Source organism: Tunturiibacter psychrotolerans (assembly GCF_051013365.1).
Lineage (GTDB): Bacteria > Acidobacteriota > Terriglobia > Terriglobales > Acidobacteriaceae > Edaphobacter > Edaphobacter psychrotolerans_A.
This window is the reverse complement of sequence record NZ_CP132941.1, coordinates 5,224,317-5,244,707: the sequence shown is the minus strand read 5'-3', so window position 1 is coordinate 5,244,707 and position 20,391 is coordinate 5,224,317. Positions and strand designations below refer to the sequence as shown.

The 20,391-nt window shown below is 55.0% G+C and carries 20 protein-coding genes; 18 read left to right on the top strand and 2 right to left on the bottom strand.

Features of this window, described 5'->3' with window-relative positions; all coding sequences use genetic code 11:
* The first annotated feature begins 222 nt into the window (after positions 1 to 222).
* Entirely contained in the window at positions 223 to 1,389 is a 1,167-nt protein-coding gene (locus RBB76_RS22445) for a tyrosine-type recombinase/integrase (protein ID WP_429631050.1), read from the top strand.
* A gap of 137 nt (positions 1,390 to 1,526) precedes the next feature.
* Here RBB76_RS22445 and RBB76_RS22440 read toward each other — a convergent pair whose 3' ends face one another.
* Positions 1,527 to 1,769 carry a helix-turn-helix domain-containing protein gene (locus RBB76_RS22440; RefSeq protein ID WP_429631052.1) on the bottom strand — a complete coding sequence of 81 codons (243 nt, stop codon included), beginning with the start codon at positions 1,767 to 1,769 and terminating at the stop codon, positions 1,527 to 1,529.
* 652 nt (positions 1,770 to 2,421) lie between these two features.
* On the opposite strand from RBB76_RS22440, the gene RBB76_RS22435 reads away from it, so the two are divergent.
* From RBB76_RS22435 to RBB76_RS22355, 17 genes are all read left to right on the top strand, one after another.
* Positions 2,422 to 3,342 (top strand): AAA family ATPase, encoded by a 921-nt coding sequence (locus RBB76_RS22435; RefSeq protein WP_429631054.1) that lies wholly within the window; start codon positions 2,422 to 2,424, stop codon positions 3,340 to 3,342.
* On the top strand, positions 3,339 to 3,812 hold the full coding sequence (locus tag RBB76_RS22430) for a lytic transglycosylase domain-containing protein (RefSeq protein WP_429631056.1): 474 nt from the start codon (positions 3,339 to 3,341) through the stop codon (positions 3,810 to 3,812). The genes RBB76_RS22435 and RBB76_RS22430 overlap by 4 nt, the downstream gene beginning before the upstream one ends.
* A gap of 4 nt (positions 3,813 to 3,816) precedes the next feature.
* Complete coding sequence (locus RBB76_RS22425; protein WP_429631058.1) at positions 3,817 to 4,764, top strand: hypothetical protein; 948 nt, start codon at positions 3,817 to 3,819, stop codon at positions 4,762 to 4,764.
* Positions 4,765 to 4,781: 17 nt separating this feature from the next.
* Entirely contained in the window at positions 4,782 to 6,086 is a 1,305-nt protein-coding gene (locus RBB76_RS22420) for a TrbI/VirB10 family protein (protein ID WP_429631059.1), read from the top strand.
* 1,324 nt (positions 6,087 to 7,410) lie between these two features.
* Entirely contained in the window at positions 7,411 to 7,845 is a 435-nt protein-coding gene (locus RBB76_RS22415) for a hypothetical protein (protein WP_429631061.1), read from the top strand.
* A 12-nt stretch (positions 7,846 to 7,857) separates the two neighbouring features.
* A complete protein-coding gene (locus RBB76_RS22410; protein WP_429631062.1) occupies positions 7,858 to 8,520 on the top strand; it encodes a hypothetical protein in 663 nt (220 codons plus the stop codon).
* A 10-nt stretch (positions 8,521 to 8,530) separates the two neighbouring features.
* Positions 8,531 to 8,980 (top strand): hypothetical protein, encoded by a 450-nt coding sequence (locus tag RBB76_RS22405; protein WP_429631064.1) that lies wholly within the window; start codon positions 8,531 to 8,533, stop codon positions 8,978 to 8,980.
* 10 nt (positions 8,981 to 8,990) lie between these two features.
* On the top strand, positions 8,991 to 9,335 hold the full coding sequence (locus RBB76_RS22400) for a hypothetical protein (RefSeq protein ID WP_429631066.1): 345 nt from the start codon (positions 8,991 to 8,993) through the stop codon (positions 9,333 to 9,335).
* A gap of 4 nt (positions 9,336 to 9,339) precedes the next feature.
* Positions 9,340 to 9,534 (top strand): hypothetical protein, encoded by a 195-nt coding sequence (locus tag RBB76_RS22395; protein ID WP_429631068.1) that lies wholly within the window; start codon positions 9,340 to 9,342, stop codon positions 9,532 to 9,534.
* Positions 9,525 to 12,173, top strand: coding sequence for a hypothetical protein (locus RBB76_RS22390; RefSeq protein ID WP_429631070.1), 2,649 nt, complete (start codon positions 9,525 to 9,527; stop codon positions 12,171 to 12,173). Before RBB76_RS22395 ends, RBB76_RS22390 begins: the two co-directional genes overlap by 10 nt.
* Positions 12,170 to 13,024: a hypothetical protein gene (locus RBB76_RS22385; protein WP_429631072.1), complete on the top strand. Its 855-nt coding sequence runs from the start codon at positions 12,170 to 12,172 to the stop codon at positions 13,022 to 13,024. Before RBB76_RS22390 ends, RBB76_RS22385 begins: the two co-directional genes overlap by 4 nt.
* Before the next feature lie 10 nt (positions 13,025 to 13,034).
* The gene (locus RBB76_RS22380) at positions 13,035 to 13,940 is read left to right on the top strand and encodes a hypothetical protein (RefSeq protein WP_429631074.1); all 906 of its coding nucleotides are present in this window, start codon (positions 13,035 to 13,037) and stop codon (positions 13,938 to 13,940) included.
* A gap of 7 nt (positions 13,941 to 13,947) precedes the next feature.
* Positions 13,948 to 15,366, top strand: a complete 1,419-nt coding sequence (locus RBB76_RS22375) for a type IV secretion system protein (RefSeq protein ID WP_429631076.1) — start codon at positions 13,948 to 13,950, stop codon at positions 15,364 to 15,366.
* Positions 15,367 to 15,374: 8 nt separating this feature from the next.
* A complete protein-coding gene (locus tag RBB76_RS22370; protein WP_429631078.1) occupies positions 15,375 to 16,118 on the top strand; it encodes a hypothetical protein in 744 nt (247 codons plus the stop codon).
* On the top strand, positions 16,115 to 16,417 hold the full coding sequence (locus tag RBB76_RS22365; protein ID WP_429631079.1) for a hypothetical protein: 303 nt from the start codon (positions 16,115 to 16,117) through the stop codon (positions 16,415 to 16,417). The genes RBB76_RS22370 and RBB76_RS22365 overlap by 4 nt, the downstream gene beginning before the upstream one ends.
* A 235-nt stretch (positions 16,418 to 16,652) precedes the next feature.
* Complete coding sequence (locus RBB76_RS22360; RefSeq protein WP_429631081.1) at positions 16,653 to 19,232, top strand: hypothetical protein; 2,580 nt, start codon at positions 16,653 to 16,655, stop codon at positions 19,230 to 19,232.
* Between the two features lie 79 nt (positions 19,233 to 19,311).
* Positions 19,312 to 20,157 (top strand): TrbG/VirB9 family P-type conjugative transfer protein, encoded by an 846-nt coding sequence (locus tag RBB76_RS22355; RefSeq protein WP_429631083.1) that lies wholly within the window; start codon positions 19,312 to 19,314, stop codon positions 20,155 to 20,157.
* A gap of 104 nt (positions 20,158 to 20,261) precedes the next feature.
* Here RBB76_RS22355 and RBB76_RS22350 read toward each other — a convergent pair whose 3' ends face one another.
* Positions 20,262 to 20,390 (bottom strand): hypothetical protein, encoded by a 129-nt coding sequence (locus RBB76_RS22350; protein ID WP_429631085.1) that lies wholly within the window; start codon positions 20,388 to 20,390, stop codon positions 20,262 to 20,264.
* Between the last annotated feature and the right edge of the window lies 1 nt (position 20,391).

The following is a 20,391-nucleotide window of genomic DNA, read 5'->3' as shown; positions in this document are numbered from 1 at the left end:
GCTCCTATGCAACTTCATTCATCTCAGTGCGTCGTAAGTATCATTATTTGCAATCACCTACAAAGAACGCGCCTTGGATCGACATTCCACGAACTCAAGCAGCGAAGCGCACTGCATCGCACTTTGGAACATCCCTAAGTATCCATTTTGTATCCATTCTACCTTTTGCTATAACGGCAAGAGGCAACGCGCTCGAGCGTCTTGCGCACACGGAGGTCAACCATGCCACGCGCTTACCGCCCAGTTTCGGGCGTATACGAACACACCTCAGGGAGTGGAATCTGGTACATCCGATATCGAATTGGAGGCAAGCTTGTTCGAAAGAAGATCGGCACCCGACAGCAGGCGCTGGATCAGCTCGACAAAGTCAGATTTCTCCGAGCCTCCGGGGAAGGGATCGTCGCGAAATCGGCGAAACAACTCACGCGCTCAAAAAAGGAGCTTGCCGAGCTGGGTGAGAGCAACATCACGGTTGGCCAGTTGGCCGACGAATATCTGGCTCATATTCAGGACGAAAACAACCCAAACCGGCCGGAAGACCAGCAAAGCCCTCAGCAGCGGCTCCGGATCGTCAAAGCGGCATTTGGGGATCGACCTGCCGCCACGATCAAGCCTTACGAGGTTACCGACTGGTTGAAGAGCCTGAAATTAGGACCTGCCACTCTCAATCGGTACAAATCCAACTTCTCGGCGATCTATCGCTACGCAAAAGAGCGAGCCAAACTCACGGTTAACCCGGTCAGGGACGTTCCTCAATTCAAGGTCGTCCTTCCTGCCCCCCGGTTCCTGAAGCAGGAGCAGGAACAGAAGTTACGGGCTGTTCTGCAAAAATGGATCAAGGATTGCCCAGACCACCGTCGAATCACCAAACTCCACTTGCAGTGCCATCCTCTGGAACTGACGATAGCGATCGGCACAGGATTTCGAAAACGGAACCAATATCGTCTCAGATGGCCCTACTGCAACTTCGATGACAGAAGCATTACCCTACCGAAAACAAAGAACGGAAAGCCGCACACGATACCGATGATTGATGACGTTTACGATGCTTTGGTCGAACTCAAGCGAATTCAGGATGAGATCCAGCAAATAAAGGACAAAGCCCGAAGCGAAGGTGAGCCTGAGCCGGTTCGGATGGTTGCAAACGGAAGGGTCTTTAATATCTCCGAAAATCGAACCTGGTGGAAGGACGCTCTGGCTGAAGCAGGGATCGAGGATCTTACCTGGCACGATCTGCGTCATACCTTTTGCTCACGTCTGGCGCAAGCCGGCAAAGGCTTAAAGGTCATTCAGGAGGCTGCAGGACACAAGACTATTGCGATGTCCGCAAGGTATGCACACCTCGACCAGACGACGCTGCGGAATGCGATGTCGGTGCTAAACAGTTAGTGTCGCTTCCCTCGTGATTTCGATGGGTGTCGGGACGTGTGCTGTACGAATCAAACCGACACCAGGACATTCTGTCAGAAAGGGCTTTTGGGATTCGGAGGAGTCAACGAGTTCCCTGCCGGACGGGCTTGGTCGATTTAGCCTGCAAGTCTTCCCGGATAGTTGCCCTGGGCAAAGCGCTGTAGTTCCTGAGTGGGAATCAATACTCTGGAACCGATATGGCGCACGGAAAGCAAACCATTGGCAATTAGATAATCGAGTGCGCGTTTGCTAATAGAAAGCTGTGAAGCTGCCTCTTGGCGGCTCACGAGCAGCTTCACTTCTGAACGGCTAGGCTCTTTCCTAGGACGGGGGCTTTGAATTTCAAGACCGGGAACCATCAAGATCTCCTCTTAGGTGCCATCGACGCGGCCATTTTCCTGCTGATATCGAGTTGCGTAGGCGACGGTACCTCCGATGCCGATTTAGGTCAAATTGAGGAGTGATCTAAAGATGAAAACGTGGAGCGATCACTCGCCGATAGGCCAATAGCATCAACGAGGGCCCCAACTCGAACTTCGACCTGAGACTGTACATCCCATCCATCGCCCATTCGCTTTTGAGACGAAGTTTGAGTTTCGCATCAGAGCTGACAAAAGCACGAAGGGCTATCCGCCACATAGACGCTTACATCGCTCTTCTGGCCATCAAGACCAGTAATTTGACCGAATACTTGAATCGCCCCATGCTAGCAACTCGTTGAGAGGTGTTGCTTTATGCGGGAGCGGCTCAGGTGGTTTGCATGCGCAGTTCCATTGACAACGCTAAATACAGCAGTTGCCAAGGATTACATCCTTGCGGTCGGAGAAGCTGATCCCGCTACGGTCCGGATAAAGGGGGCGTTGTTTGCGCTGCTTGTCTTGTGGGTGGTGGCATCGGTCCCCATACTGTCGTTCTACGTCTGCCGGGACGTCCGGCAAACCATTCTCCACCCGAGAATGTCCCTCTCCCTCGAAGGAATGAAGCTGCTCAGTAATTTGAGGACAACCGGCCATGTTTGATTCCCTCGACGACCTCTCCGTCAAACTCAGAGCCACCGGGTATTTCATCGATCCGACCATGATGCAGGTGGTCTTTCTGGCTGCAAAGCTCCAGAAGCCTCTCATACTCGAAGGACCAGCGGGGAGTGGCAAAACACAATTGGCCCTCTCCGTAGCGGCTGCAGCCGGCACGCATGTGGAACGTCTCCAGTGCTACAACGGCGTCAGCGAGGACAAGGCCATCGGACGCTTCGATGAAGGTCTCCAGCGGCTCTACATGGAGTTCTCGAAGGGCCAGCACGAAAGCTGGCAGACCGTGCAGGCGAGCCTCAAAAGCCGAGATTTCTTCCGTCCGGGGCCTCTGATGCGGGCTCTCGAGTGTGAGCGACCGTGCGTACTCCTGATTGACGAACTCGACAAGGTGGACGACGGCTTCGAGGCGATGCTGCTAGAAATCCTCTCCGCATGGCAACTTTCCATCCCTGAATTCGGCACGGTGGAAGCCCGAAGTATCCCCTTCGTGGTTCTCACCAGCAACGAGGAGCGACGCCTTGGCGATCCGATTCGCAGGCGCAGCCTGTATGTCCGCGTCGAACATCCGACGCCGCAACGCGAAGCCGACATCATTGCAAGCCGCACGCCTAAGGCGGATGCAGACTTTCATCGCGAGATGGCCGGCATCGCCCTGTCGTTCCGGAACTATTCGCTCGAGAAGCCACCTTCTGTCTCCGAGATGATCGACTTCGCCAATGCCCTGCAACTGCTTGGTACGAACCACGTGACCGCTGAGCATCGGGATGTTCTGTTGCCCTTTCTCGCAAAAACGGAAAAGGATCGTCGGCATCTGCTCTTGCGAGAAGGGTTCAAGAGCCTCCTCGACGACGGTGCCCGGTTTGCGGAGAAGATGGCGCATCTGGGAGGGACAGAGTTATGAAATGGCTGCTGTCCCTCATGTTGCTGATACTACCCGGGATCGCTCGAGCAGAAATAACCCCCTCCATAGCGGAGCGATGCGTGCAGAGCTATGCGATGCGGTACAGAGTGCCTCCTGAGTTGATCGCCGCTCTGATCGACGTTGAATCGCGCTGGAATCCCCATGCGGTGTCGAACAAGGGCGCAATGGGACTGATGCAACTCATGCCTGCGACCGCGAGACGCTTCGGCGCATTCGAGCCGTTCGATATCGAGCAAAACATCGCGGCGGGGACAAGATATGTGACGACGTTGATGTGGGAATTCCACGGTGACCTGCGGCTGGTCGCCGCCGCCTACTACGCCGGTGACCGATGGGTAGGACAGCAGCAGCTCAACTATCGCAACCCCGATGTTTTGGCTTACGTGCAGGCGGTTCGGCGGCAATACCTGATACGCAAGTATGCGGCTGCGAGGCCGCCAAGGAGATGACACCATGAAACTTCGTTGGCTGGTTCCTATTGCTTTCCTACTTCCGCTGAGGTCCTTTGCGTCTAACCCGCCGGTCGGCGCACGCGTAGCCACCGTCACCATCAACCCCAACGAGGTAACGCCTCTCCATTTGCGGCCCGAGTTTGAGTCGATCATTCGTATGCCAGAGGAGATCACGTCTGTGATCCTGGGAAGCCCTGGCTCCTTTAAGGCCGAGCACAACGAGGGAGAACCGGAGTACGTCTACATCAAGCCAATTACCAAACAGCCTGCCCAGTCGAATCTTCTGATCGCGACCAAGTCGGGCCAGCATGTCACGTTGGAGTTGATCAGCGATGGTGTCGCGAGCAGCGCTACTCAACCGGTCGACTTCTTGATCGAGTACCGCGCCTCGCGAAGCTTCCTGATCTCCTCCGATGAACGGCTGCTGGTAGCCGCGAGGCCGGCCGACAAGAGGGCTGAATCTGGGGGAGGAGGAGTCAGGGTCGCATATGCGATAGCTTCGGCTCTCGAGGTTGAGTTTGAACAGCAAATCCTCATCAACGCTCCCAACTGGACTAAGTGGGAGGGTAAACAGATCGAGACATCGATCGGCGATATACGCCAATGGATCAACCAAACGGTCGTTTCCTATTCCATCTACAACGGCTCGGACCTCGCAGTTGAGATCGTTCCTCCTCAAATACAGATCGCCGGACGTAAGGTCGAGAAGAAGAAAAAGAAGGAGGGCAAGGGGATTATCTCCGATCAGCTCGAAATCCGTGACTACAAGCTGAGTACAACCAGGCTCGAACCTGGGGCCCGTGCCGATGGGGTTGTTGTGTTCGACCGGCCCAGTTTCAAGCAATCCACGGAGAAGCTATTTCTCCAGATCGCACAAGCGGACGAGGTGGATCGGCCCATTCTGGTTCGTCTGCCGTTCACCCCACCCATATCGGCGGGTCGCCAGTAGGAAGGAGCTTAGAGCCTATGAACGTTACCGACAATAACAGGAACGGCAGTCGAGTTGTACCGATTGAGTTCGAAGAGCAAGCGCAAACTGCGGTCTCTGATACGTCGCCATTGCCGACAAGCGAGTCAACCGGCTCGGAGACCACAGGCGGATCGGATCGTGTTCCCACTCACCGCTTTGCGACGCGGACCGATGCCAAGGAAATAGACGGAATCGGCAAAAACAAGCTCGTTGTTCTCGGCGGTGGACTGGCCATCGCGGTGGTGTTTTTTGTCTTCACCGCCGTCGTTGGAAAGTCTCCGAAAAAGGGGATAAATGGCAAACCGTCTACTCAACTGGCGAGACAAGAAGGAACTAAACAATCCAAGGGCAGCGTGACGCCTGTTATGGAGACTGTTCGCATTGCCGCTCCGGACAATTCCAGCGGCCAGCTTGGCCCCAACGATATTCGGCGCACGAGGTCGTCGGACGGAGGAGCGATAACGAATGCAACCTCTAGACCTGCTAAAAGATTGGCTACGACCAAGCCGGAGACGCTCGGTTCCCTCGGGAATGTTCCATCGTTCGCGGACACCCAGCAGAAGTGGGAAGAGCCGCAGCCATATGGTGAATCTGTCCCTCTGGCGATGTCGCAAACACAGCAACAGCAGAACGTCCTCAAGGAACCATCCCTGGTATTCGTTCGGAGTCAGGTGCAAAACCCAGTTACGGCAGGAACCAATATCAGATCTGATGGCGACAGTGCGCCGCTGTTGGGAATGACCCCAGGAACACGTATTCAGGCGAAGCTGGAAACCCAGATATCGAGCGCTGTGCAAGCTCCCATAGTGGCAGTAGTGGAATACACCTATGCGATTGGAGACAGGATCGTCCTTCCCGCCGGAGCTCGCGTGTACGGACAGCTTCAGCAGGCTGATCGAAGCGGGCTCGTCAGCGTGAAGTTCGATGAGATCGAACTTCTGGATGGCGCCAGAGAGAGAATCGACGCCATTGGCACGGGACTTGATCTTGGCCCGATCAAAGGGAATGTCTTCGGGAAGAACACGGGGAAGAATTTCCTGGTTCGGGCCGCGTCAGGACTTGGTTCGGTTTTTGCTGAAATAGCCGGCAACAACAGTGGTGCAGCGTTTACTGAGGATGACATGCTGCGGGAACGGCTGGCCGAGAATATCGGCACGGCCGGTGATTCGGAGGTTATGAATCTGAACGCCAACAGCCGTGTGGTCGTTTCCGTGCCTGCCGATACGAAGATCTACATTGTATTTACCAAGCATGAGGCAAATTCCTCCGAACTTCACACGGTGTCATCTGCGACGAAGTAGACGCAAAGACAGATGGCTACTCGGCTATGGTTCACGCGCCAGGGCTTTTCTAGGTCCTCTCACAGGACGTTTTGGCAGCAGCCGGACCTTCCTACCCTACCGTCCCTCGTCCTCGAAGCCTTGCGGTTGATCTGTGGGCCGAGCGCGTGTGAGTGTGCTCTGGCTCATCGGCTTAGAAACTGTGTTCGTATCAGGCTCCGTAGTGCCTTAGGCAATATCTTTCTGTACGACCCAATCCGCTGTCGGGTAAAGATGGGTCCCGTTGTCTTACGAAGCGCTTGAGCAAACAACGGCCCACCGTACCCATTGTGCAGTTGAGCATTTCCCGCTCCGAATGCCCCAGCGTGGACTAGAGTCAATGCGGTTCCAATTGCCTCGATACGCTGTCGTAAAAATAGACTCCATTGCCCAAAATGCGGTTGAGCAAAGCACGGTCCACACACCTCACCGCACGCTTGCGACATGAGTGATCCCGATGACTCTGTGTGCGTTTGAGGCAATGTCGTCCGTTTTGCAACAGGGATTGGTTTCGTCGCTTCCCTTTGAGTCCGTGTCGGGAACCGCGGTCGACTTCCCATCGGCGTTATGAGGGTATGAGGCGGAAGTTTCCACAACGGCGTCACATGTATGTGTGCTCCCAGTCCCAGTAGAGCCGTGGGTAAACCTCGCGATTGTGTCGGGAGACCCTGCGAAGGTTCAGAACCAAACCTCCGAGACAAGCGACACCTAGGAATAAGAAAATGGCGACCGCATCTCCCATTGTTGCCGTGGTCCTTGGATGTTCAAGGATTGAACTGAAGCCTGCAAAGGTCCAAAGAAAGAAAAGGATGATCGGAAGTCCCCAAAGGAGAAGGGGGCGGATATGGCGTCGAGGGCGAGGCGGAGCCGCCGCTTGTGCTGAATGGGACTGGCTACTTCCCCAACCGAATGGATTGGAATAAGTGCGCGTTCCCCCCTGATGGAGAAGGGGAACCGCCACGATCTCCGGAGTCCCGCATTGATCGCATCGATAAGGGTTCTGCAGTTGCACAGATGCCATTTCATTGTCCCTGAACCTGGTGACACCTCGCGGCGGCAGGCTCCCAAAGTCCTGGCAGACAGAGATTTTAGCTCTTTCCGCTCAACCGAGCTAGTGCGGAGAAGAGAGCCCGAAGCGTCCCACTCCATTCCTTGAACCGCACACTTGCAAAATTGCACGAACGATTGGAGATATACCAGAACCCACCCTCCAGACCCATCTGGACATTTGACCGAGTTTCGATTCCGCCCCATTCTCTTTCTCGACACGGAGGCAAAGAGCAGCCGAGTCCAGGAGAGAAAACGCATGAGAACCGCACTAGCCTTCTGGCGGCGCTCCAAAGGGTCCGCTACGCCAATGACAAACGTTGTTCACCGGCCAGGCGAAAATGACTGGATCCGCGCCGCCCTGATGTTCGCTTTGGGCCTCATTCTCTTAGGAACCCTTGTGGCACCACTTGCAGCGAGTGCGCAGAATCTGGGGACCTCACCCCAGTTCGGCCAGGCTGTACAAGGCCAGCAAGCGACGACCGTCGAAGGCACCGTCCTCAACATTGTGAATTGGGCATGCAACGTCATTGCTCCAGTAATCGCGGTCGCCTGCCTGGGTATTGCAGGATGGCATTTCAAGAGCGGTCGCGGCTACATGGGTTGGGGCGTCACCGGCGTTGCCCTGATGGTGATCTCGGGACTCGGACGCATGGCCGAAGGTTTCATCACACAAGCACAAGGTATTCAGTAACGAGGTCATGCGATGCCAGTGCCGCAATTCCTTCTCGACCTTCTTCAGATGCTGCTCAATCTCGCAGTGCCAGCCGCATTCTGCACACTGGCCGCTGCGGGGGTGAGTCTGCGGCATGAAGGAGGAACCAACTTCCACGTAAATGGTCGCGTTGGGAAGTGGGTGTTGTGGACTGTTGTGTTTCTGACGCTCCCACAACTTCTGTCTTGGATAGCGGCACAAGGCATCACGGTCCCATCGGGGAGCGGATCGGTGGGCACGAGCTGGCTCGCCAGTATGCAAAACGTCTTCACGAACTTCGTCAATCAGATAGTGGTTGCCAAGTTTGTGCCGGTGCTTGCAGCCTATTTCGTCCTCAAGGCAACGCTCGATGGAGCTGCAGGAGAAAATCCACTGGCTTCGATCGTCGCTGCGCTCTTTCTGATGACGCTGTCGGCCACCATGCAGCTCCTGCAGGACTGGAATTCCGGCGGACAATACGCGACCACCGACATGCTGGCCTCGCTCTGGAATTACATTGTTGGGCAGATTATGCCCGCCGCAGCGGGACTGGCTTGCGTCGGCGCTGTCATCAACTTTGTCAGGCACAGACCATGGACAAGGTTAGTCTATGCCGCGATCTCTTTCCTGAGTGTGAGCGGACTACTCACACTCTTTCAGGCCATGGCCGCCTGAGGAGTTAACGATGAGTCTCAATGGCGCAATCACGAATCTCGCCTCCTGGACAGGAAACACTATGATGCCGACGATGGCCGGGATGTTCTTTGCGGCAGCGGTTTATCGCTACAGCAAGAGCAGTCCTTTCGAGCACCTGCTCTACGGAGGCTTCGCTTCCCTGATGTGCTCGGGAATGCTCCGCGCGTTGGAAGGCTTCGTCCAGAATGCGGGACCAACTAGTGCCGATGGCTTCTGGATGGCAACGATGAGTCTCGTGAACTGGACGGCCAACGTGATCTTGCCCATGTTTGCGCTGACCCAACTTGCAGCAATGGCACTGCACATGGGCGGAGTGGTCTCGGAGATTTATCCGGGATCGACCTGGATCAGGAAGTCCATCGCGGCGATTGCCGCGTTAGTGGTTTCTGGCATGGTTCGACTGGCCGAATCGATGGTTACGCAAGCCCACGGAATTTGAGAGGAGATCTATGAGTCTCGATTTGACTCCGGTTCACCGCAACCTCCACACGAAGGTCACGTTTCTCGGCCTCGAGTTTGAAGATCTAATTCTCGTGCTGGCGTTGGCCGCGTTGATGAACCTGCTGGCGCACTTTGCGAGCGACAACGCCCATGTGTTTGGGATGCCTCTCAACGTTTTTATGGAGTTCGTTGTACCCGCTTTGGCCGTCCCGCTCTTAATTCTGTTCAAGTACGGCCGGCCCCGTGGCTACCTCACCGATCTCCTGCGCACATTTTTCTCGCCGCGAGCCTGGTGCGCGATTGAGCGAGATTCGGAGTTGACGCATAGTTACGTCATCGAAGAGGAGGAGTAATCGTATGCAGGCTTCGATCAAGAAGAAGAGAGACGGCTCGATGGACCTGCGGCTTGATAAGGACGCGGCAAGCGCGATGTTCGCGAGTGTCCTCTTCGCTTCACGATTTCATGAAGGAATTGCTCCGCTCGCCAGGGTTGCGGAAGATGAGTTGCTAGGCGCCGGAGACCTGGCATGGAGAAAAGACTTATGCCAATGACTTACGAGCAACACGAGAAGAAGCTCAGGGCGCCCGCTGTATGCGAGCTGCTGCCGCTGCGGGACCTGCCCACTGGCGACAACGTGATGATCCGAACAAATGGGGCATTCGTGGCCGGCTACGAATTGAGGGGCGTCCTTGCTTACTTTGCCACCGACGGTGACCGCAACCAGACCAAGTCCATGCTCGAAGCCCTCTTCCGCAGCGTGCCCGACGTCAGTATGCGACTTCAATTCCGTTATGAAATATCGGAGCATCTCGGGGACCTGTTCGATACCTACGTCCAGCAACACCGCAACGATCAATCAGAGGTGATGGCGCTCGATGCTCATCGTCTCAGAATGTGGATGGAAAAGGAACACAACGGTTTTTACTTCGAAAATCGGTTGCATCTGTATTTCATTTGGGATCCTCGTATTCACGCCAAGCTGTATCACTCGGCGCAACAAAACCGAAAGTTTGGCGGATTCACGGTCAGCCAGAAGAAGGCAATTCAACGCACCCGGAAGGAGCACGAGACTTATCTGGCGGAGTTCGAGTCGATTCTTCGTGGAATCGAAGGATCGATGGAAGCTACCAACCTCGGGCCACGAAGGCTGTCGACGCAGGAGCTATACGAGGAGTTGAAGCACGCGCAACACCCAACGCGACGTGATCGCCGGCCTTATGTACCCAGCGAAGAGATGTTGGTCTATCGGAGCGCTCGGGAACAAGTAACGCAGTCGAGCATCCTTACTGAGACCGAGACTTACCTCAATATTGACGGTTATCTCTACTCCGTGATCAGCCTCAAAGAACTCCCGGACGCCACCTTTCCTGGAATGTTACAAAAATTCTCCACACTTGGTTTCCCGCTGATAGTCAGTGCACAAGTTGTCATTCCGGATCAGGTGAAGGTTCTCAAGGGATACAAGAAGCGGCTGCAGAAGATGACAGCCGCACAGAAGGACGCGAATGGGAACTTCAAGGTGAATCCCGAGGCCGAGGTTGCTCAAGCCCAACTTCTCCAGGTTCAGCGCGACATCATTTCCAGTTCACTCAAAACAGCCAAACTGAGTCTGTCGGTGATCGTCCGAACGTCGCGGCACGCGGCGACACTCGGGGAACTTGAGCAAGCTGAACGCGAGTTAGCCAATCGGACTCAAGAGGTGCTGAACGGCTTTACGCATATGAACGGCGCTAAGGCTGTCACCGAGACGATCGCCAAGCGACGTATCTTCCTCGGAACGTTACCTGGAATGGGCGACGCAGATAAGCGAGATCAGGACATGCTCTCGTCAAATGTGGCCGACCTCGTCCCGGTAGAAATGCCCTGGACAGGAACCCGTCGCAGTCCACTCATCCTGTTCGAGACGCCTTATCGTCAGCTCATTCCCTATTCCATGTTCGATCCCAGCTTGTCGGATGCGAACGGATTGCTTATGGCCACAACGGGAGGGGGCAAGACCCTTTTGGCCCAACAACTACTGTTGATGGCGGCCCGAAGCAATGCGTTGATCTCCATTATTGAGAGCGGGGATTCCTATCGCCCTTTGATCGAGTTGATGGGTAGCAAAATGATCGAAATGTCCCTGGATAGCGATGCAACCATCAACTCATGGGATCTTCCTAAGGGAGAGCTGAGACCCTCAAATGATCAGATCTCTTACTTGAAGAATCTAACCCGGCACATGCTGGGAGAGAACACTCCTCCCGACCTTGATATCGACCTTTTGGATAGTGTATTGCTCGATGCGATTGCATCGACATATAAGCGGTGCAGTTCAAAGTCTTTCAACCCCATCCCACTCTTTGGCGACTTCGCTGCGGAATTGGCTCATTGGCAGGATCGGGATCGGAACCAAAAAATCAACGAGATGGCCCGTTTGGCTGCGACGAAACTTCGAGTATGGGTGGACGAGGGGCCCTATGCAAAGCTATTTGATAGACCAACCACAGTTCCTCTCGACAGTACGTGGCTCTACTTCAACATCGACAAATTAAAGAGTGACCCCAGGCTCGAAGGCGCGATGAGCCTACAGATTGCACATACGTCAATCCATCGAACTTCTGGCATGAGCGGCCGCCCGAGCTTAAGCATGATCGATGAGTGCAAGGTCGTCTTCGACACACCCATCCTGGCAGCGACCGTTGAACGAGACTTTCTCACGGCTCGCAAACGATACGCAAGCGTCTGGGCAATCGGCCAGACACCTGAACAGATTGTCGGCACGCAAGCTAAGCCAAATCCATATGGCATCGGCATCGCCAAGAATGCCAGCACTAAAATCATAGGCAAACAGCCTGGTGACATGACCGCTCATCGCGAACACATGCACTTAAATGAGACGGCGATCAATCAGATCAAAGGGTTTGCGCAGCCGAAGAAAGGCCACAGTGCTGAGTTCCTGATTGCCATAGGGGAAAAAGCTGAGTCCACCCATGTCATTCGAATTGCACCGACTCCTGTGGACTATTGGATTACCACTACCTATCCGCGGGAGCGAACCTATCGAAAGTGGTGGCTCAGGGAACATGAAGATTTGCCATTACTGTCTGCATACGAAGCCCTGGCACAATCCTACCCGCGCGGTTTGGCGGAGCTCGCTCCTCTCCCGGAGGAGCGTTCAGGTGAAGTACTGGAGGCACTAGTCCAATGACAAATAACGACGATGTGAAGATGGAAACATTGCTCCTTAACGGAGAATCGATTGAGACAACTGACCCGCTCAAGCCCGATATCAAGTCGAAAACCCTTTGGAAGCGAATGCTTTCAGTAGGATGCTTCGGGCTTGCGATGTATCTCTTTGTGTCAATACCGGCCCAGGCACTGGATCTGGATGTCTTCGAGGCAATCTTCGGCTCGATCCAAAATGACATGGGCAAATCGCTGGCACAGATTAATCAGATATCGCAATCAGTTCAGAAACTTTACCAGACGACCATGTGGCCCCTGGCTGCGATCAATCAGGCTCGCGGATTCGTATCTAATTCGATCACCGGTTTTCGCGGACAAATGACGCAGCTGTTTAACACACCAATGACTAGCGCCGTTACGGTCGGCCCGCAACAGTTCGAGTCGATCTTGCATAGTCGGCTAATGTCACAGATCCCTTCTCTGCATACGAGCTTCGCAACCAACTATGGTTCCATTCCCCAGATGAATGCGGCCTCCCCACAAGACCGCGTGATGATGGACATCGACGACGCGCTCAGCCAGGAAAATCTCAAGACCACGTTGATATCCGACCAGGGAGGGGATGTCGTCCTCAACACGGCGAACCAGATGGAGAATCAGGTGGCGGTTAGTACGCCCGGTTCGAATCCTTACCTGACAGCGCAAGCTCAAGTCGCGAATCTCCGGTGCCAGGCCTACATGCAGAAGATGCTGGCGGCCGAACTGCGTCAGGAAGCGGGTCGCCTCGCTCATGACAATGTTCTGGTCAAACGTAGAACCAGCTCCACAGGTGGAATCGGCGGATTGATTTCAGGAGCGCTAACAAATCGGTGAGGAGAAAAACATGACGGATCCGAAGCAAAATCGCAATAAATCGTGGAAACCATTCTTCTGGCGCCGACCCGAGCACACGTCAAATGAGACTGTGAAGTTCACGCCTGATATCGAAACGACCCAATTGCGGGAACGCCTGTGGTACCGCCCATCTCTTTTGAAAACTGCGGCGATTGCGCTCGGTTTCCTGGTACTCGTTCCCGATCATGCCCGCGGGCAACTAGGCATCGATACCGCGGCCATTATGGCAGCCCTATCAAAGATGCAGTCGCTAATGAACACATATATGGCGACGCCGCTCAAGACGATTAACCAATACGAGCAGACGACAGCTAAATATGAGCAGGATGTCATGTACCCGCTGGCTTCAATTAATCAAGCAAAGAATTCCGTATCCCAGTTCGAAAATCAATTTAGCCAGATTAGCAACATGTTTCATGTAAACATCACAAGCGCCACCTTGCCCCAATCTCAGGGCCTCGAGTCACTTCTATTGTCACGAAATACGGGCAATGTTCCAGCTATATCTTCTCAGTTCCAGTCTGTGTACGGCGTCGTCATGGCTCAAAATACGGCGTCCCCAGCAACACGAAACATGACTGATATGACTGACGCCCAAGCGCAGGACGCCATGAAACGGGCGGTAGCTATCGATGCATTGGCGGATGCTGAACTAGCGGAAGCCGATCTAATGGGCCAACAGATCTCTGCCTCTGCACCAGGCAGTGCTCCGATCCTCGAAGCGGAGGCTGACATCTGGGTCGTCCGCGCCAATGCGTATACGCAGTCTGCCCTGGCCGAGTTGATGCGAACTCGCGGCATCGATCTGGCTAACCAGAGCAAAGTCTCAAAGCTCGCGACGTCAGACAACACGAACAACAATAGCCTCATCAACGGATCGTTGACGAACAGGTGACACGACCATGATGCTCTTCAGCACCAACTTGCATCCCAGCGTGGGCGTGTTCGCGTTCTTCCAGGGGACGCAGCTGAGCCTGTTCGAGCGTTTCCTGACGCAGGCTGTGTCGGGCATCAACTCCACAAGCATCACGTCCGGTATGCAGAATGCAGCTTATGTGATGCTTCTTGTCGGCTTTCTCTGGCAAGTTTATCAATCCGCCATGCACGGCGGCGATGTGCGCGGACTGGGGACGAACCTCATCAAGTACGTTGTCACAGCGATTGTCGTGATGAACTATAGCGCGATCTTTACCACTGTTAATCAGGGTTTTGTGAACGCGGGCAATTGGATCAGCAACGCGTCAGGGGGGAACGTCTTCGAGAATTGGATGAGTGATCTCAAGAATCAGTTCACCCAGGATGGAACTCAACAGATGTGGGGTTTGGTCACCGGTTCGATCGCTGGCTTGGTGGATGGGGTCTTGATTATCGTCGCCTACATTCTCTACCCCTTCGTCGTCGCGATCTTCGGATTCTTTTACATCTTCTATGGCAGCGTTCTCTATATCTTTGGCCCGATTGTGATTGCACTCATGCCGCTGGGGGCGACGAACCGTATCGCTAAGGCGTATGTCGAGAATGTCTTTATCTGGAATGCGTGGCCGATCCTGTATGGAGGCTTTGGGGCTCTACTGACTGCCGTGCAGATGGGCCAGGTGGGGCAGATGCTCAATCAGAATGACTTTCTGGGAGGGTTGGGAAATCTTGAGGGATCCTTCCTTATTGGAATTGCAAGCATCATCTTTTCCTTAGCAATTGCCATAATTCCCTTTATCGCCAAGAGAATCGTCAGCGGCGACGTCGGAAGTACAGCGGCCGCAATGGTAGGAACCGCCGTAACGGCGCTGACCGTAGGTGCGGCTGCCGTTGAAGGGGCGGCGGCAGGGGTGGCTGCAGGAGGGAGTGGCGCAACGGCCGGCACATCAGCGGGCTCTTTTGCTGGCGTGTCCGCAGGCTCTGCTCGATCTGCGGCGACCTCTGCAAGCGGGAATCAACCGACACCGCCCCAGCAGACTTCCAGGGCGGCCGCTGCCACGACGAGCCAACTAACAAATAGCATCTCGATGTCTGGGGGCGAACCAACTGCGGAAGGTCATGCCGACCAGATGCGAGGCTTCCTGAGTGAAGCAGTTGGCACGGGTAGCAGCGAGGAGTCGAGCGGCGGCGTGGTGTCGTCCACCATTCAGAACTCAAGCAATGCCGGTCGATCTCCCATAAGGGATAGTTCCAGACCGAGCGTGGGCGCATGTGCCACCGGTGTGGCAATAAGGGGACCAAGTGCGCATCGCTACAACATCGGCACCTGGAGCACCTATCACGTCGCCCGCCTAGCCGCACGTAGCTTAACGGGCGCTGCGAGGGGAACGTCGGTTCAAGATTAGGAGGATTCATGAAAAGCAACACGCTTCCATCAGATCAACCGTCCGCTGTAACACCGAAGTACTACGAAGTTGATGGAGCCCTTAAGGCGAATGCGAACAAAGCATGGCTTCTCGCGTTTTTGACTGTTCCCATTGCGTTGCTTGCGATCGGCTTCGCAATTCTTATGCGAATGCAGCCACCGACTGTCATTCGAATCGGCCCCAATGGCGAAGCCTCCGTGCTGGGCAAGCCAGCAAAGGGAGCAGTCAGCAATGCCGCGACTGCTGGCACGGATGAATTTCTCGATGAGGCCTTCGTGAAGCGTTTCCTTTCGAGCTATCTCAATTATTCAGCTGCCAATGTCGATGAACGCTGGGCCAACAGTCTCAACATGATGACGCGCAATCTCCGCGCCAACACGATCAAGGCCATGGCGGACGATAATACGCGCGGGAAGATCGATGACGGTCAGATTGAATCTGTATTCCATCTGCGTGAACTCAGCTCAGTCTCGGGCGAGCCGCTCACCTATCTAGCGTATGGCGTGAAGGATGTTCACCATCTCTCCAAGGAGACTGAATCGACCGATCACTTTGTGAACGAATATCGCCTACGTTTGATCGCGGACCGCAGGTCGGATGTAAATCCGGACGGACTCTGGATTGCAGAATATAGCGAACGTCCGATCGACGGGGAGCGCCGCGACCGAATTCTTTCTGCGCCTGACGCTATGCCCGAGAGCGACGGGACGGAAAGTAAAGGAGCTCAATGATGGAGCCCGTAACAGCGAAGGTTACTGAGATGGAGCCGGCGGTGGGACCGGCCGCCGAGCCGAGGCGAGGCCGAAGGTCGCGCCAGCAGACCGAGGAGATCGTTCGATACTTTCTTGCCAAGGAAGGTTCATCCACTGAGAAGCCCGAGCTTGGCGGGGAAGTTGCCAGTGAGGGCGAGGCTCTGATTAAGGCATTTCAGTCGAAGAACAGTGTTATCTATACCCTCCTTGCCTATAAGGCGGAGGCGGAGATACAGGGAGGGTCTCCGACATTAGTGAAACGGCCCCTCCGTAGATAGGGCCGCACGGTCAGCGCGGATTCAAAGAGGAAACATACCTGAAAACGGTCCCTGTAAGCCTCCTTTGACGCCTTATCGCTTTGCGATGAGGAATTCCGCTGACCCGGTTTGCACTCTCGAACCTGGTTCGGTCCATACCCACCCCTAACCCGGGCGGCCAGGCGACAGATACAGGAAACCGGCGTCAGCAGGTCTCTTGTCACTTCGTTGGAAGCGCCAGACAAGTGAGGAGAATATGACAGCGAATAGGACACAGAATACGGCTCTCGATCACCGGCTCATCCTCGAGTTGAAGATCGATGCGTCCGGAGAAGTGACCCGTAAACAGTCCAAACTGGGACGGAAAGACACGCTCGAGGGAAAGCTCCTCGCGCAGGTCTATCCCGGAATCCAGGTAGCGCGGGTGAGTGTGCCGCACGAGTTGACGCCATTTGAGCAGTGTGTGGTCGAGAACCGCATGGCGAAGCTCATCTACGGCGGGGTCGAATACAAGCTGGCAGGCGCGAGTGGTTCGGCGAAGGATGGCAAGTTCTACTTCGTTGATCAGGCGCATGCCAAGCAGATTGCTGAGCGCTTTCAGCATTGGCCCGAGGCGGCGATCGTGTACTTCGCGATCCTCGTCTCCGACTGCAAGTTGATGGTGGAGGAACCCGATTTACGTATCGTTGTTGTCCAGGACCATGTCCTCGGCACCAACGATTGCCGTGGTTGGGTGCGTGAATCCCTCTACCGGAAGCTGAAGATCGGCACCAACCGATTTTGCCAGTTCCGATTGGCATTCGATACGCGTGAACCGAAGCAGGCAAAGGGCGCTTTGAAGGCAGTGAGCGATCGCGTGGCTGACAGGCTCGGGGTCGATGTCATTCTGCCGGAGAGCTCCTGCAAACCAGCATTGAAAGGAGGCGTTCGCTTCCTTCCACAGTTGGGTACGTCAGGCCGGATGTATTCAGGTCCAGCGATTCTCGGGATTAAGGAACTGTCCCGTGCATCGGAGTTCGGATCGAGCTATACCCTGGTCGAACATGCTTCGGAAGAGGCCCTTCAGTTTGAGGTCATGCTTCGAGCGATCGAGCGGGTTCGCAAAGTGAGGAAGGCCTGGGATGAAAGCGACTATGAGGCGTTATTCGAAGTAATCGGCAAGTCCGAGGTTGCGACGATCGACGAAGATGTCAGCTTTGACCTTGATGCACTGGAACAGGGGAGCAATTCTGTTTCCGAAGGATGGGAGCCGGCAGAAGCAGTGCTTCTGGCGGACCGTAGTGGAACAAGCATCAAGTTCCCTTACGTGGCGAATCAGCTCAATCGCAAGTTGGCGCGTTGGGCATTTCGTACCTGCACCGGTGGTGATCTCAAGCTGCCGTCCTTCGCTCTTGCGGATGACGGCGTCCTGATCGAGTATCGAGGTAAGATTCTCTCGGCCTCGGACTGGATACCGCAAGATACCTCCATCACCTCGTTGACTGCGGAGAAGGGCCTTTGTATTCGTTACCCCATACGAATGCAGGAGGACCTGCTTCCGGTCCGTCACCTCAACAACGACGAGCTTATCTCGGCGCTAATACTAGCGTTGGGTTTGCCCGACCTTGACGAATCGCTAGTCGCTTACATTCTTGAGCGTCAGCTTCGCATGGAGGGAACCTACATCCTTCATTCGGAGACGGCTAAGAAGAATGGTGGCGACTTCGATTTCGACACCATCTGCGTGATGCCGTCCGATCAATTCCCAAAGTTTATCGCGGGAAGGGTCGCGTACGGAGAGCAGTTCCAGCAGGAAAAGACAAAGCATGAAAAGGCGAAGTCTCCCTGGTGGAATGTGTATCTGGTTGCGATGAAAGCGCGAGGAAACCGAATCGGGTCTATTACCGATCTGAAGACCTCGTGTCTAGCGGCGGGACGGCCCGATCTGGCCTATAAGCTCGTCGAGCAACTGCAAAACGCGCTCGACTCCCTAAAACATAAGGTCGAGATTAAGGAATCTGTTGTCAGCGACATCCGGAAAGAGGTAGCACCGGCACCCTGGCTCCGATACAAACGGGAGCGCAGGATTTCGGATCTACCGACTTACCTGGAGGTCGCCGATACAGACAAGGTTGGCAGGCTCTATAACGTCCTCCGCAAGGAACTGGGTTTTCTCCCTGGAGAACTCGACGGCAGCTTCGCAGAGAAGATGGCGATCGAGGACTTCCGCGGACTCTTCTCGGGCGAAATCGTCAAGAAAGAGATGTTCGAGGAGTGCCAGCTCGTCAACTCGATCTACGCGGATATCGCTAGCCGGATCGTCCAGCGCGAGGAGGAATTAAAGCTACAACTCAAAAACGCTCAGGCTCAATGGGAAGCCGTTCGCAAGAGCGAGGACAAAGAACAAAAGAAGTCTGCAGTTCTTGCTCGCAACAAAGCACAGGCCGCCCTTTGGGAACATGAACAGGAAGCGAAAGATCAGTTCAGTTCGCTCCACCTGTTCGTGCACTACTGGGCACAGGGCAAGGAAGAGAACCGGCGGGCATGGGCACAGGCGATGAATACCATCGTCACTGGTGGCACAGGTTCCGGCGCCGTTCTCTTCCAGTCGTTCCCACAAGAGGTCGTCGATACCTTCGCAGAGGTCACCGGCGGCCAGCGGGTCCGAGTGCGTCTTCCAAAGACTATCAACGGCTACGTCTGGTTCGACAGCGAACAGCGCGCCTGGCTCGTTGAACGCATCGTCAATCCAGAAGGCCCTGATGGTGAGAAGAAGGTCTTTCTCTTTCAGTACACGGGAAAGCGCACGCTGATCTTCGAAAACACGAGTATTCCGGCATCACTGGAAAACTCCTAACCGGCAAAGGAGAAGCTATAGCCTCTGGCTTGGCTTCTCCTTTCCTTTCTCTAGTGACGATGCGCCCCAGGAGGCCTGTATGAAAACGCTCTTGACTATTCCCCTTACCCTTGCAGTTGCCGCGGCGGGGGCGCAAACAACCAATCAGAGCCAGATCCGTCACGTCGAGACATCTCTCAACCATCTTACCGTTCTCGAGTTTGGGGAGCCTGTGACGACACTCGCGATTGCCGATCCCGACAGCTTCAGGGTCGAGCATCACGATGACAAGGTTTTTGTAATGCCACTCCGTGAGCAGGTGTCAACGAACCTCTTCGTATGGACAGCGTCGCGACAAATCAGCTACGAACTGGACCCCGCCGGTGAGCTTGCGACAATGGATGTGTTGATTCGCAATGAGCCTCCACCCGATCCACATACGAAGTCGCGGGAGTCGGCGGAGACGTCGGATGTGGAGATTCGTAAGATAGCCGCCTTGGTTCTGGCCCAGACCATGATGGGTGCAGAGGACATCGCGCATGATCCGATGAAGCTGGCCACGGGCCGCGTGCAGATTGACATCGAGCAGGTGTACCGTTCGAAGGATCAGATGTATATCCGCTATTCCGTCACCAATCAGACCCAGGCACCGTTCCGGCTGACAACCCCGGATGTATCTGCGCCGATTCCGACACAGCAACCCATCTCGCTTATCGTCCTACAAAATCGCCAGCTATCGCCGCAGAGCTTTGGAGCGTTCAAATCGAAGCCGGGATCCAGCCTCGCCGTCGTGCAGGCCGAATCCGTTGTACATGATCTTGCGCCGGGGCAGACGACGACGGCCGTCGTCAGCATCGGAAGTTCCCAGGGCAACCCGCCCCAGCTCTATCAATTGAACTTCGGTATAGACCAGGGCCGACCGTTGACGGTTGAGGCCGTCCTTTAATTGTGGACGCGCAGGGTCACGTCTCGCCGGCAGAAGTGCGCATCGCGCTTAGATTGATCTACCGCGACGATCCAGAATCGGATTTGCAGAAGGCCTTTCTCCGGTCACTTGAAGACGAGCTCAAGCCAGTCGATGCCAAAGGTCGTTGGAAGCCAAGCGCCTTCGTGACTCTTGTTTTTTCGCTCTTCTGCGCCCTGATCGCCGTCTTCTTCTACTTCACTCTTGGAGGGCATC